We start from the raw sequence: 13,587 nt of genomic DNA, 5'->3' as shown, positions 1-13,587 counted from the left end.
GCCCGATATGCCGCGTTGCGATGCCGTGCGCGAACAGGTGCGATCAGTGCAGCTTGATCGACGGCTGGTTACGGCTTTGCAGCCAGTGGCTCAGCGACTGGAACAGCGCGCGCTTCGCGCCGACCACGCTGAACAGGTGCTTGCGATACAGGAACTTGTACAGCCCGATCGCCGCGAGCCCGTCGACGATCAGCGAGCGCGAGCGCACGCCGATGTCCGCCTGGTACACGGCGCCCGCCTGCCCGAGCGACACGACGGTGCCCGCGTCGTGGAACGTGAAGCCGGCCACCGGCTTGCCGGCGATGCGGCGCGCGAACGCGTTGACCAGATACACGGCCTGCTGGTGCGCGACTTGCGCACGCGGCGGCAGGCACCCGCTTGCACCGGTCGACGGGCACGCGGCGCAGTCGCCGAACGCGTACACGTGCGGATCGTCGGGCGTCTGCAGCGTGTCGGTCACGATCACCTGATTCGACCGGTTGAGCGCGATGTCGCCGATGTTTCGCAGCATCGCGGGGCCCGCGACGCCGGCCGCCCAGATCGTGATGTCGCTCGCGAGGCGTTCGCCGGTCGCCGTCGTCACGGCGTCCGCGCCGACTTCCGCCACGCGCGTGTCGGTCAGCACGTCGACGTTCAGCGCGCGCAGTTGCGCGTGCATCTTGCCGGACAGCCGTTCGTCGAGCGCCGGCAGGATGCGCGGGCCGCCTTCGATCAGCCGGATGTGCACGTCGCGCGCGGACACCAGCGCCTTGAAGCGGTACGTCGTCAATTGCTGGATCGCGTGCCGCAGCGCTGCGGCCAGTTCGACGCCCGTCGCGCCCGCGCCGATCACGTTGATGCAGATCGGCGCCACGCGCCGCGCGGGCTGCTGCTCGGCGACGTGATTCGCCTTCGTGCAGGCGGCAAGGAACTTGCGGCGGAAATCCTCGGCCTGGTCGAGGTTTTCGAGGGGCAGCGCATGGCGCTCGGCGCCCGGCACATTGAAGAAGTTCGTCACGCTGCCGACCGCCAGCACGAGATCGTCATAGTCCAGCGAGCGCTGCGGCAGGATTTCCGTGCCGTCCGCATCGTGCACGGCCGCGATCGTCGCCGTGCGCGCCGCGCGGTCGACCCACTGCAGCGCGCCCTGCACGAAGCGGAAGCCGTGGCGCTTCGCCTGCGCTGCGTATTCGATCGTGTGGGACGCCGGATCGCGATGGCCCGATGCGGCTTCGTGCAGCAGCGGCTTCCAGAAGTGCGTCGGATAGCGGTCGACGAGCACGATCTCGGCCTGCCCGCGGCGTCCGATCGTATCGCCGAGACGCGTCGCGAGCTGCAGGCCGCCGGCGCCGCCGCCGACGATCACGATGTGCGGCAGGCGCGGTGCGCGGTCCATTGCAAGGGTGGGCGTGGTGTTGTCCATGTTGGGCTCCCGCTGAATGACGATTCGGATGACATTGCTCAAGAACCGACGATATAGTTTCGTACCCAGTCGAACAATTTAATGTTTATAAGCGACTCATATGTATTCACTTATAGGAAAGACCGCGACGTTCCGGCAGTTGAAGGCGCTGGACATGATCGCGCGGCTCGGCAGCGTGTCGCGCGCGGCCGAGGAGCTGAACCTGACGCAGCCGGCCGTGTCGCTGCAGGTTCGCCTGCTCGAAGAGGCCGTGGGCGCCGCGTTGTTGCAGCGGGTGGGACGCGGCGTGCAGCTGACCGCCGCCGGCGAGATCGTGGCGCGCTACGCGCGCGAGATCCTGCACCTGTGGAGCGAGGCCGGCGACGAAGTGGCCGCGCTGACCGGCGATCTCGGCGGCACGCTGCGGATCGGCGCGATCACGACGGCCGAATACCTGATCCCGCCGCTGCTCGTCAAATTCACCGCGACGCGTCCGCACGTGAAGACGTATTTCAAGGTCGGCAACCGCGACGACATCATCCGTATGCTGGCGACGCATGAAATCGATCTCGCGGTGATGGGCAGCGCGCCGAAGGAGCTGCGCACGCACGCGGTCGAGTTCGCGAAGCACCCGATGGTGTTCGTCGCGGCGCCCGGCCATCCGCTGATGCAGCGCAAGCGCGTCGCGCTGAAGGATCTCGAATCCGCGCACCTGCTCGTGCGCGAACGCGGCGCGGGTACGCGCTCGACCGTCGAGAGCCTGTTCAAGAACGCGGGCTATCGCTTTCATGTCGGATCCGAACTGTCCAGCAACGAGGCAATCAAGCAGATGGCTGAAGCGGGCCTCGGCGTCGCCTTCCTGTCGTTGCACGCGTGTGCGCTCGAACTGCGCACCGGGCTGCTCGGGCAATTGCCGTTTCCCGGCAACCCGATCGAGCGCGAATGGTATGTCGTCACGCTCGCCGACCGGCGGATCTCGCAGGTGACGGGGCTGTTCCGCGACTTCCTGATCAAGCAGGGCGCGCCGGTGATCGACGGCGCGACGGTGGCGTCGCACGAGCGGCGGCGCAAATAGATGGAGTGTATCGACCGGCCGGTCAGACGAGCCCGAAGTCGTCGTTACTGTCGGGAATCGACGCGAGCAGCCGTTCGAGCCGGTACCAGCCGACGACGCGCAGGCACCACATGGCGATGGCGGTGCGGCGGTTGCGGGAGTCGGGGCCGGATGGAGCGCGAGCGGCGGAAGGCGAGGGCGCGATGAACGTCGCGCGTAGCGGGCAGTAATGGGGCATGACGGGGCTCCGTAGGTGTCGGATGAGGCGATCGTAGGCTTCGCGGCGCCCGCCGGCGCGCACGCAAGGATCGTCCCGAGCAGAAACGGATGATCTTTTTCTGCTTGATTCGGCGGCGGCCGCGCAGGGCCGGCACGCCGGCCCGAAACGCGTCACAATGCGCGTTCGGCACCTGATCTGGTGGAGACCATCAATGAGCGATCCGATTCCTGCCGCGCCGACGGACAACGGCGTCCCCGTCAGCCTGCGCTCCAGCCGCGGGCTCGGCTGGCGCGGCTTCGGCGCGTCGCTGCTGGAAATTCGCGCGGGCACGTACCGGATTCCGGCGGCCGAGCATCATCGGATCGGCGTGCATATCGGCGCGCCGGTGCGCGCGGATTGCGTGTGCGACGGCGAGCGCGTGTCGCGCATCCAGGCGCACGGCGACGTCGACGTGATTCCGGCCGGCCTGCCCGGCCAGTGGACCGACAGCGCCGACTGCCGGATCCTGCACATCGCGCTCAGCGACACGTTCGTGCGGCGCACCGTCGAACAGCTCGAACTGAAGCCGTCGCGCGCGCAGATCCGCCGGCGGCTGCAGGTGCGCGACCCGCGGCTGCAGCACATCGCGTGGGCGATGGCCGCCGAACTCGAAGCGGAAGACGCATCCGATCCGCTCTACGCGGAAAGCCTGTGCACGGCGCTCGTCGCGCGACTGGTCGACGGCCAGCCGGCGTTTCGCGAACGCCGGCGCACGCTGGCGCCGAAGGCCGCGGCGCGCGTGATCGACTATGTCGAGGCGAATCTCGACCGGCGCATGACGCTGGCCGAACTCGCGGCGCTCGTGTCGATCAGCGTGCCGCATTTCAAGGTGCTGTTCCGCGAAACGCTCGGGATGCCCGTGCACCAGTACGTCGTGCGGCGCCGGGTGGAGCGCGCGAAGGCGCTGCTGCTCGAAGGCCGGCTCAGCATCAGCCAGATCGCGCTGGAAGCCGGGTTTGCGCATCAGAGCCACATGGCGAACTGGATGAACCGCGTGCTTGGCGCAACGCCGACGGAGATCGCGCGGTCGGGTGCGCGGGGCGGGTTGCGGCTTGCCTATGACGGCGAGGATGGCACGAAGCCTCCACGTCGCTAGCGCGCGCGGACAGACGCGCGGGCCGTACCCGCGCTCGCATCCCGTCATCCTTTCCTGCTCGATTCATCCCTCCGTGCGCGCCTTTCCGGTCGCGCCTGCCGACAATCACAGCACTTTCATCCCCCAGGAGCGAATCGTGTTCGTGATCTTCGGAGCATCCGGCAACGTCGGCCTGTCGACCGTGACGATCTTGCGCAACGCAGGCCATTCCGTGCGCGCGGTGCTGCGCGACGCACGCCATAGCGAACGTTTCGTGCAGCTTGGCTGCGAAGTCGCGATCGCGGACCTGACGGACGCGAATGCGATCGCCGCGGCGATCGACGGCGCGCAGGCCGTGCAGATGCTGTGCCCGGTGCCGGCCGCCGATCTCGATCCGGCCGCGACGATGACACGGACGATCGATGCAGCGACCGCCGCGCTCGCCGCCAACCCGCCGCCGGCGCTGCTCGCGTTGTCGGACTACGGCGCGGAGCTTGATGGCAATACGGGTATCACGCGTCTGTTTCATGACTTCGAGAAACGGCTGAAGACGATCCCGACGCAATTGACGGTGCTGCGCTCGGCCGAGCATCTGCAGAACTGGGCGCGCGTGCTGCCGGTCGCGCTCGGCACCGGCGTGCTGCCGAGCTTTCACCATCCGGTCGACAAGGTATTTCCGACGGTCTGGGCGCCCGATGTGGGCGTCGTCGCGGCACGGCTGCTGCTCGATGCACCGGAAGGCGGGAGCGCGCCGCGCATCGTCAGCGTCGAAGGGCCGCGTCGCGTGAGCGTGACCGCGATTGCGAATACGTTGGGCGCGGCGGCGGGCCGCGCGATCGTCGCGCGCGAGCTGCCGCGCGACACGTGGAACGCGACACTGCTGCGCGCAGGGCTCAGCGAGCGTCATGCACAGCTGATCGTCGATCTGTACGACGTGCACAACGCCGGGCGGATCGATGTCGAGGCCGACGTGTCGGAGCGGGTGTACGGGACGACGACGCTGGAGGAAGCGCTTGCGCAACTGGTGCGCAAGCATGCGCGTTGAGTGAAGGGGGCGCGGCGCGCATCACGCGGGCCTGCGCATCTTGTTCAACACCCCATACGCCACCGACCCGATCACGATCCCCCAGAACGCCGACCCGAGCCCGAGCCACGTCATCCCCGACGCGGTCGCGAGGAACGTGATCACCGACGCTTCGCGATGGTTCTCATCCTCGAAGATTCCATGCACGTTCGCGCCGATTGCACCGATCAGTGCGAGCCCCGCGAGAATCGCGACGAACGCCTTCGGCAGCGCGAAGAACAGCGTGACGATCGTGCCCGCGAAGAGCCCGCCGATCAGGTAGAACGCGCCGTTCGCGAGCCCGGCGACGTACCGCCGCGCGGGATCCTCGTGCGCGTCCTTGCCGGTGCAGAGCGCCGCGGTAATCGCCGCGACGACGATCGTGATTCCGCCGAAGCATGCGACCACCAGCGACATCACGCTGGTCGCCGTGATGATCGGGCGCGCCGGCGTGTGATAGCCGGACACGCGCAGGATCGTCATCCCCGGCAGGAACTGTCCGGTGAGGCTGACGACGACGAGCGGCAGCGCGAGGCTGAGCGTCGTGCCGAGCGTCCATTCGGGTGCGATGAAGATCGGCCGTGCGAGGCTCGGCGACACGTTGCCGAGATCCGTCATCCCGAGCAGTGTCGCGAGCGCGGCGCCCGTCAGCAGCACGAGCACGATGCTGTAGCGCGGCAGCAGCTGCTTGAAGATCACGTACGCCGCGATCATCCCGAAACCGAGCACCGGCTGCGCGGTCGCGGCGGAGAACGCATGCATGCCGAACGGCAACAGGATGCCGGCCATCATGCCGCAGGCGATGCCCCGCGGGATGTGGCGCACGAGCCGGTCGAAATAGCCGGACACGCCGATCGCCAGGATGATCAGCGCGGCCGTGATGTAAGCGCCGACGGCCTGGTTGAGCGTCAGTTGCGGAAACAGGCCGACGAGCAGCGCAGTGCCCGGCGCCGACCACGCGGTGACGACGGGCACCTTCAGCTTCCAGCTCGCGAACAGCCCTGACACGCCCGCGCCGATCGAGATCGCCCAGACCCACGACGACATCATGTCGTTGGACGCATGCGCGGCCTGCGAAGCCTGGAAGAAGATCGCGAGCGGGCCCGCGTAGGAAATCAGGACCGCGAGGAAGCCTGCGGTGATCGCGGAAACGGACCAGTCGTTGCCGAGCGCGCGGATCGCGCCGGGTGGGGTGTTGGGTTGCATCGTCGTCGGGGAAGGCGGCGCGCGGCCGTGCGGCGGAGCCGGGACGAATGATGGTCGGAAGCCCCGGATGAGCCGCCATTCTGCGCATTGCCGACGCAATTGGCAATTCGCGGACGACGATCGGCGTTGTCGGATTTTCGTAAGGATCGGTGCCGAAACGCGGAAACTTCTGACATTACGTACTGATCTGCAACACCCAGTCGACCACCGCCACCTTGATCCCGCTGCCCGTCGACAGCGATGCCGTACCCTCGTCGAACGGATGCACGGGCGGATCGGTCGGCGTCCACGCATGGCGCGCGAGCAGCGCGCGATACCCGCCGCGGATCACGAAGCCGCCGCATTTCTTCGCATACGCGTCGCGCCGCATCCGATACGCATGCGGCAGGTCGTACCACGGCAGCTTCGGCAGGTCGTGATGGACGAGGTGATAGTTGTTGTTCAGGTACAGCAGTCGCATCGCGAAGCCGGCTTCGTTGATCGCGATGCGCGCCTTCGGATGCGGCGCGGCACGATGCTCGTACAGCGAGCGGATCATCGCGAGCGACAGCGCGGGCCACGTGACGGCCAGCAGGTAGTACCACCACGGCACGCCGATCGCCCATTGCAGCCACGCGAGCAGCGCGGCCACGCAGGCAACGTGAGTCAACCACATCGGCAGATAACGAAAGTCGCCTCGCCGGAACGCGGCGAACGCATCGCGGAACGTCGCCGCGATGGCGAGCGGCGGCCCGACGACGATGCGTCCGATGAAAGTCTTGCGCGCGACCGTCAGCGCCCGGCGCCAGCGCGGCAGCCGCGCCCAGCGTTCACGCGTGACGTAGTTCGTTTCGGGATCGATGCCCGGCACGGTCAGGTCTTCGTCGCGGTGATGCTCGAGGTGCGTGTCGCGATACAGCGTGTACGGATACCAGACCGTCAGCGGCGGATAGCCGAGCAGCTTGTTCACGAACGCGGAACGCGTCGGGTGGCCGTGCAGCAGCTCGTGCTGCAGCGACAGGTGCCACGCGCCGAGCAGGATCAGCGGCGGCGTCGCGGCGACGAGCGACAGGTGTCCGTCGCGCACGAGCAGCAGCACGGCGAGCCAGCCGCCGTAGATGACCACGACCAGCAGCCAGGTCGGCCACTCGGTGCGGGCGGTGAAGCGGGCGTCGAGCGCGGCGATCGCGCGCGCGTGGTCGACGTCGAAGTATTCGGCCATGGCGTTGAGGCAGGATGGATCGGGCAGTGCGGGGAACGAGCGATGGAACCGGGGCGCTCGGCCCGGGTGCGCTGGTGTCTCGCGGATCACGGTCGGCCCGCCCGGCATCGCGCACTACGGCGCGCCGGCAGGCATTCGAACGGTACCGAGGCGGCGCGGCTACGCCAACCAATCGATTCGCATTTGCTTATCGCGTTGCGGCCGATAAGCATCCGGGCCGCCGCCGACGCGTAAAATCCCCGCATGAAACCCTGCATGAAACCCTGGATCGCAGTCCTGCCAATGTACAACGTGACGCCGCGCCACGCCGTGCTGTGGCGCGCGCTGCTGCGCGATGCGCTCGATGCGTTCGTGAACGCGGGCGGGCCTGCCGACGTCATGCTGCCCGACGCGCCGTTCGACGACCTGCAGGCGCTGTGGCGGCGCGACGATCTGCTGCTGTCGCAGACCTGCGGCTATCCGTACCGGATGCTCGGCTTGCGCGACGTCGTGCGATTGGTTGCAACCCCGATTTTCGACGCGGACGGTTGCGACGGTGCGCGCTACAGCAGCGTGCTGGTCGTGTCGGCGCGCGTGCATGCGGGCGGCGCGACGACGCTCGCTGCCTGCCGCGGGTTGCGGGCCGCCTTCAACGGCGAGGATTCGCACAGCGGGATGAACGCCTTCCGGCACGCGGTCGCGCCGCATGCGCACGACGGACGGTTCTTCGGCTCGGTCACGCCGTTCGGGTCGCACCTGAACGTGCTGCGTGCGCTGGCATCGGGAGAAGCCGATTGCGCGGCGATCGACTGCGTGACGTTCGCGTATGTGCGCGACGCGTTGCCCGATCTGCTGAAGGACATCCGGATCATCGGCGCGACGGCATCCGCGCCGGGCTTGCCGTTCGTCGCATCGCGGGCGTTGACGGACACGCAGGTGGGCGCGTTGCAGGAGGGGCTCGATCGCGCGGTCGCCGCGGATGCGGAGCGGGCCCGCGTGCTGAGGCTGAAGGGGTTCGACCGGCTGGCGCCGGCCGACTACGACACGATTGCGCGGTTCGCGCAGGCAGCCGCCGCGCACGGCTATCCCGAACTCGCCTGACGCGGGGCGGCGCGCGGCGGTGCGGCGACCACCCCGCGCCGCAGCCCGCTTACTCCTCGTCCATCAAGCGGACCTTGACCCGCTTGCCCTTGATCTTGCCCGCATTGAGCTTGCGCAGCGCGTCGCGCGCGACGCCGCGCTCGATCGCGACATAGGTCGAGAACTCGGTCACGTTGATCTTGCCGATCTGTTTGCCGTCGAACCCGGCGTCGCCGGTCAGCGCGCCGAGCACGTCGCCCGGGCGGATCTTGTCCTTGCGCCCGCCGAGGATCTGCAGCGTTTCCATCGGCGGCAGCAGCACGCTGTCGTCCGCCGGCTTCAGCTCGGCGAGCGGATGCCATTCGACCTCGCGCTTCTGCGCCTGTTCGATCGCGCCGACGCGGCCCATCTCGTCCATGCTCGCGAGGCTCAGCGCCCAGCCGTCCTGATCCGCGCGGCCCGTGCGGCCGATGCGGTGCACGTGCACTTCCGGGTCGGGCGTCACGTCGACGTTGATCACCGCCTGGAGCTGCGCGATGTCGAGCCCGCGCGCCGCGACGTCGGTCGCCACCAGCACCGAGCAACTGCGGTTCGCGAACTGGATCAGCACCTGGTCGCGCTCGCGCTGGTCGAGCTCGCCGTGCAGCGCGAGCGCGTGGAAGCCCTGCGCGTGCAGCACGTCGAGCAGGTCGCGGCACTGCTGCTTGGTGTTGCAGAACGCGATCGTGCTCACCGGCCGGTAGTGATTCAGCAACTGGCCGACCGCATGCAGCCGCTCGTCCTCGGTCACTTCATAAAAGCGCTGGCGGATCTTGCTGTCGTCGTGGCGTTCCGCGAGCTTGATTTCCTTCGGATTGCGCAGGAACTGCTGGCTCAGCTTCGCGATGCCGTCCGGATAGGTCGCGGAGAACAGCAGCGTCTGGCGCGTCGTCGGGCACATCCGCGCGACCTTCGCGATGTCGTCGAAGAAGCCCATGTCGAGCATCCGGTCGGCTTCGTCGAGCACCAGCGTGTTCAGCGCGTCGAGCTTCAGGTTGCCGCGATCGAGGTGATCCATGATGCGGCCCGGCGTGCCGACGACGATATGCGCGCCGTGCTCGAGGCTTTGCGCCTGCGGGCGCATCGGCGTGCCGCCGCACAGCGTCAGCACCTTCACGTTCTCCTCGGCGCGTGCGAGGCGGCGCACTTCCTGCGCGACCTGGTCGGCGAGCTCGCGCGTCGGGCATAGGATCATCGCCTGCACGTCGAAGCTGCGCACGTCGAGGCGCGCGAGCAGCGCGAGCGAGAACGCCGCGGTCTTGCCGCTGCCCGTCTTCGCCTGCGCGATCAGGTCCTGGCCGGCCAGCGCGATCGGCAGGCTCGCGGCCTGGATCGGCGTCATGTCGACATAGCCGAGCTGCGCGAGGTTCGCGAGCGTGGCGGGCGTCAGCGGCAGCGCGCTGAACGGCGTGGCGGTCGGTTGGGTCAAGACAGGTCTCCGAGGTAGGGGCGGCCTTCCATCTGCTCGTAGACGACGTTGCCTTCGTCGTCCTCGAAACGTTCGAGATAGTTGCGGGCGCCACATAGCGGGCAGCGGAACAGCAGCCCCTGGCCTTCGTCCTTGATGACGACGTCGGACTGTTCCCACTGCGTGCCGCAGCTCTGGTTTCGGCAGGTAAACACGGTCTTTCTCCAGCTGAATTCGGTTGATGGCGCGCCCGGGCGGGCGCGGCCACGGCGGGCGGCGCTCGCGCGGCTCGGGCGCGGGCCGCACCGGCGGTGGCTCGGGTTGTGTCGATGCGGGTGATGGATCGGGCGGCGACGCGGTCGCGCGTGCCGCAATTCTAGCGGAAGCCGGTGCCTCCGCCCGGCGCGCACCAGGAAAAACGGCCGCCCCGGAGGGCGGCCGTGTCGGGCGGCATAACGGTGCCGCGGGTGCCGCGCGCGGTGTTGCGCGGCGTCGGGCGCGTTACAGCGCCATGTCGGTCGACGCCTTCGCCGGGCGGGCCGGTGCGGCGCCGGTGGCCTGCGACGGCACGCCGAGGTCGATCTTCGGCGGCGGCGACAGTTGCAGCACGTCGGCGGTGTACGTCCATTCCTCGACGACCTTCGCCGGGCTGTCGTTCAGCTTGGTGCCGTAGCTCGGCACGATCTGGCGAATCTTCTGCTGCCACTCGGGCGTCGCGACCTTGTCCTTGAACACCTTCTTCATCAGGTTCAGCATGATCGGCGCGGCCGTCGACGCACCCGGCGACGCGCCGAGCAGGCCCGCGATGCTGCCGTCCTGCGATGCGACGATCTCGGTGCCGAGCTTCAGCACGCCACCCTTGACCGGGTCGCGCTTGATGATCTGCACGCGCTGGCCGGCCTGCCACAGGCGCCAGTCTTCCTTCTTCGCGTTCGGGAAGTATTCCTTCAGCGCGTTGAAGCGGTCGTCGTCGGTCAGCATCAACTGGCCGGCGAGGTACTGCACCAGCGGGAATTCGTCGACGCCCACGCGCATCATCGGCGCGACGTTGTGCAGGTTGGTGCTCTTCGCGAGGTCGAAATACGAGCCGTTCTTCAGGAACTTGGTCGAGAACGTCGCGAACGGCCCGAACAGGATGATCTTCTTGCCGTCGATAATTCGCGTGTCGAGGTGCGGCACCGACATCGGCGGCGAGCCGACCGACGCCTTGCCGTAGGCCTTCGCGAGGTGCTGCTTCACGACTTCGGGGTTGTCGGTCACGAGGAACGAGCCGCCGACCGGGAACGCGCCGTAGTCCTTCGCTTCGGGGATGCCCGACGCCTGCAGCAGATGCAGCGCACCGCCGCCCGCGCCGATGAACACGAACTTCGCGTCGACCGACTGCGCCGGTTCGTCGGAATGCAGCTTGACCCACGACACGTGCCACGTGCCGTCGGCGTTGCGCGAGATCTCGCGCACTTCGCTCGACAGCGACAGCGTGAAGTTCGGCTGCGTCTTCAGGTAGCCGACGAACTGGCGCGTGATCTCGCCGAAGTTCACGTCGGTGCCGATCGGCGTCCACGTCGCGGCCACCTTCTGGCTGCGGTCGCGACCTTCCATCATCAGCGGCACCCATTGCTTGATCTGGTCGTAGTCTTCCGAATACTGCATCCCGCGGAACAGCGGGCTCGCCTGCAGTGCTTCGTAGCGCTTCTTCAGGAAGCGGACGTTGTCGTCGCCCCACACGAAGCTCATGTGCGGCGTCGAGTTGATGAACGAGTGCGGGTTCTTCAGCACGCCTTGCTTCACCTGCCAGGCCCAGAACTGACGCGAGATCTGGAACGATTCGTTGATCTCGATCGCCTTCGAGATGTCGACCTTGCCGTCCGCCTTCTCCGGCGTGTAGTTCAGCTCGGCGAGCGCCGAATGGCCGGTGCCGGCGTTGTTCCAGCCGTTCGAGCTTTCCAGAGCGACGCCGTCGAGGCGCTCGACCATCGTCATCGACCAGTCGGGCTGGAGTTCGTGCAGCCAGACGCCGAGCGTCGAGCTCATGATGCCGCCGCCCACCAGCAGGACATCGACCTTCTTCGTATCGGCGGCGTGCGCGGACGTTGTCGCGATGCACAGCGCGAGCGCCGACAGTATTACCCGTAACGTTTTGATCACAGCAGATCCCTTTTTCAACTTGGATGCATCGGTTTGCCATGCCGCCCGGCGTGCGGTTCCGTTGCGCCGAAACACGGGTCCGGAGATCCGGATCGCGAATCCGGAATTCCGGACCGGCGCTGCGCGCCGTTGCATTTGCGCACGCGAAGCCATTCGGAAGGACACCTTCGGATCGGCTTCCCGAGAGCAGGCAAGCGCCTGCGTCGCGACGGTGTGCCACGCGCCGGGGCTCTGGCGGCAAGCCTGAGCGGACGGCGCTTCAGGCTGCGTTGACCGAGGCCGCGCGCGACGCGTTTTGCGGGGGCGGGGTGGCAAGGGGCGCGTAATATAACCGAACTCGGACAATGTGTCGCAGACGACGAATATCCCTGTTTTCGTGGGGTTTTTTGTGCGTCCGGGTTTCCGGAATGACGGTGCGCGACGCGGGAAAATCGATGCGGATCAGCAGGGCGGAATGGGTGTGATGGACATGCTGCTACACCGGGACGAATACGCAGGCCATCGCGGCGGCAAACGACGCGGCGGGAGAGTAACGTTTCATCGGGTCCTTACGAAACGCGCACGCGCGCATCGTCCGCACGGCGCTCCGCATCGTGCACGATATGCAATTCCCGCGTGCGGATCGGCAGCGCGCAGTCCGCATCGGCGAGCGTCTTGCGGACCTGGCGCGCGAGGCGCCAGCGCAGCGCCCAGAACGTGTCGGTATGCGTCCACACGCGCATGTTCGCGACGGCGGTGCTGTCGTCGAAGCGCATCACCATCACGTCCGGCGCGGGGTCCTCCAGCACGTCGGGATCGGCCGCGGCCAGCGCACGCAGCGCTTCGAGCGCGCGCTCGATATCGTCATGCACGGACACTTCCACTTCGAGATCGAGGCGGCGCGTCGGGTTGCGCGTGTAGTTGCGGATCGCGCTGCCCCACAGCGCGCTGTTCGGCACGTATTCGCAGATGCCGTCCGGCTTCGTGAGGCGCGTCATGAAGAGCCCGACCTCGTCGACGGTGCCCGCGACGCCCGAGCCGCCGTCGATGTAGTCGCCGACCTTGAACGGCCGCAGCAGCAGAAGCATGATGCCGGCGGCGATGTTCTGCATCGTGCCTTGCAGCGCGAGCCCGATGGCGAGGCCGGCCGCGCCGAGCACCGCGACGATGCTCGCGGTTTCGATGCCGAGTTGCGACAGCGCGCCGACGATCGCGACGATGCGGATGCCCCACACCGCGACGTCGCAGAGGATCGGCCGCAGCGTGTCGTCGACGCGCTCCTTGTTCGAGAGCAGCCGGTTCAGCCAGTTGCCGACGCGCTTCGACAGCCACCAGCCTGCTACGAGCAGCGCCAGGCCGGCGGACAGCTTGATGGAGAGGGTGGACAACGCGTTCCACAGGAACGTCCAGCGTTCCGGATGAAGATGATCGAGAAACATGACGGGATTCCGGTTTTGAAGACAGGTTGCGCGGCGTATGACACGCCGGCAGCGTTCGACTGTACACGGAGCACGGTGGTTCGCGCGAATCCCTGCCGGACCGCGTGCGCCGATTTCATACTCGTACTAAGAGAAGATTCGAAAAAATAGGATTGGTCCTATTTGGCTCATTGGGACGCGCCGATACACTCGCTTTCACGCTGCCGGATCGCGACGATCGACTGTTTGCGATGCTGGCTGTTCCCGGCCCTTTCCCCGGCCGTTTTCCGGTTTTTCATC

The 13,587-nt window shown here is 67.6% G+C and carries 12 protein-coding genes; 4 read left to right on the top strand and 8 right to left on the bottom strand.

Going from position 1 to position 13,587, the window contains the following annotated elements; all coding sequences use genetic code 11:
- Positions 1–43: 43 nt before the first annotated feature.
- Positions 44–1,402: an NAD(P)/FAD-dependent oxidoreductase gene (locus KR541_RS19445; protein ID WP_050017112.1), complete on the bottom strand. Its 1,359-nt coding sequence runs from the start codon at positions 1,400–1,402 to the stop codon at positions 44–46.
- Between the two features lie 100 nt (positions 1,403–1,502).
- On the opposite strand from KR541_RS19445, the gene KR541_RS19440 reads away from it, so the two are divergent.
- Positions 1,503–2,456 carry a LysR family transcriptional regulator gene (locus tag KR541_RS19440; protein WP_034203040.1) on the top strand — a complete coding sequence of 318 codons (954 nt, stop codon included), beginning with the start codon at positions 1,503–1,505 and terminating at the stop codon, positions 2,454–2,456.
- Positions 2,457–2,478: 22 nt separating this feature from the next.
- Here KR541_RS19440 and KR541_RS19435 read toward each other — a convergent pair whose 3' ends face one another.
- A complete protein-coding gene (locus KR541_RS19435) occupies positions 2,479–2,673 on the bottom strand; it encodes a hypothetical protein (RefSeq protein ID WP_050017111.1) in 195 nt (64 codons plus the stop codon).
- A 193-nt stretch (positions 2,674–2,866) separates the two neighbouring features.
- Between KR541_RS19435 and KR541_RS19430 the strand changes: the two genes are divergently transcribed.
- Complete coding sequence (locus tag KR541_RS19430; protein ID WP_050017110.1) at positions 2,867–3,790, top strand: AraC family transcriptional regulator; 924 nt, start codon at positions 2,867–2,869, stop codon at positions 3,788–3,790.
- A 136-nt stretch (positions 3,791–3,926) separates the two neighbouring features.
- The gene (locus KR541_RS19425) at positions 3,927–4,814 is read left to right on the top strand and encodes an NmrA family NAD(P)-binding protein (protein ID WP_050017109.1); all 888 of its coding nucleotides are present in this window, start codon (positions 3,927–3,929) and stop codon (positions 4,812–4,814) included.
- A gap of 21 nt (positions 4,815–4,835) precedes the next feature.
- Here KR541_RS19425 and KR541_RS19420 read toward each other — a convergent pair whose 3' ends face one another.
- Together KR541_RS19420 and KR541_RS19415 are read right to left on the bottom strand one after the other, a co-directional pair.
- Positions 4,836–6,038, bottom strand: a complete 1,203-nt coding sequence (locus tag KR541_RS19420) for a benzoate/H(+) symporter BenE family transporter (protein ID WP_089489977.1) — start codon at positions 6,036–6,038, stop codon at positions 4,836–4,838.
- A 175-nt stretch (positions 6,039–6,213) separates the two neighbouring features.
- Entirely contained in the window at positions 6,214–7,239 is a 1,026-nt protein-coding gene (locus tag KR541_RS19415; protein WP_050017107.1) for a fatty acid desaturase, read from the bottom strand.
- Positions 7,240–7,494: 255 nt separating this feature from the next.
- Between KR541_RS19415 and KR541_RS19410 the strand changes: the two genes are divergently transcribed.
- The gene (locus KR541_RS19410) at positions 7,495–8,319 is read left to right on the top strand and encodes a phosphate/phosphite/phosphonate ABC transporter substrate-binding protein (protein ID WP_050017105.1); all 825 of its coding nucleotides are present in this window, start codon (positions 7,495–7,497) and stop codon (positions 8,317–8,319) included.
- Positions 8,320–8,368: 49 nt separating this feature from the next.
- On the opposite strand, the gene dbpA is transcribed toward KR541_RS19410, so the two are convergent.
- The 4 genes from dbpA to KR541_RS19390 form a co-directional block, all read right to left on the bottom strand.
- Positions 8,369–9,766, bottom strand: coding sequence for an ATP-dependent RNA helicase DbpA (gene dbpA, locus KR541_RS19405; RefSeq protein ID WP_050017104.1), 1,398 nt, complete (start codon positions 9,764–9,766; stop codon positions 8,369–8,371).
- The gene (locus KR541_RS19400; RefSeq protein WP_006483193.1) at positions 9,763–9,960 is read right to left on the bottom strand and encodes a hypothetical protein; all 198 of its coding nucleotides are present in this window, start codon (positions 9,958–9,960) and stop codon (positions 9,763–9,765) included. Before KR541_RS19400 ends, dbpA begins: the two co-directional genes overlap by 4 nt.
- Before the next feature lie 286 nt (positions 9,961–10,246).
- Positions 10,247–11,890, bottom strand: a complete 1,644-nt coding sequence (gene mqo, locus KR541_RS19395) for a malate dehydrogenase (quinone) (RefSeq protein ID WP_050017102.1) — start codon at positions 11,888–11,890, stop codon at positions 10,247–10,249.
- A 548-nt stretch (positions 11,891–12,438) separates the two neighbouring features.
- Positions 12,439–13,308 (bottom strand): mechanosensitive ion channel family protein, encoded by an 870-nt coding sequence (locus tag KR541_RS19390; RefSeq protein ID WP_050017101.1) that lies wholly within the window; start codon positions 13,306–13,308, stop codon positions 12,439–12,441.
- Positions 13,309–13,587: the final 279 nt, after the last annotated feature.

Source organism: Burkholderia sola (genome assembly GCF_905400185.1).
GTDB classification, from domain to species: Bacteria; Pseudomonadota; Gammaproteobacteria; order Burkholderiales; family Burkholderiaceae; genus Burkholderia; species Burkholderia sola.
This window is presented reverse-complemented; position numbering and strand designations above follow the sequence as displayed.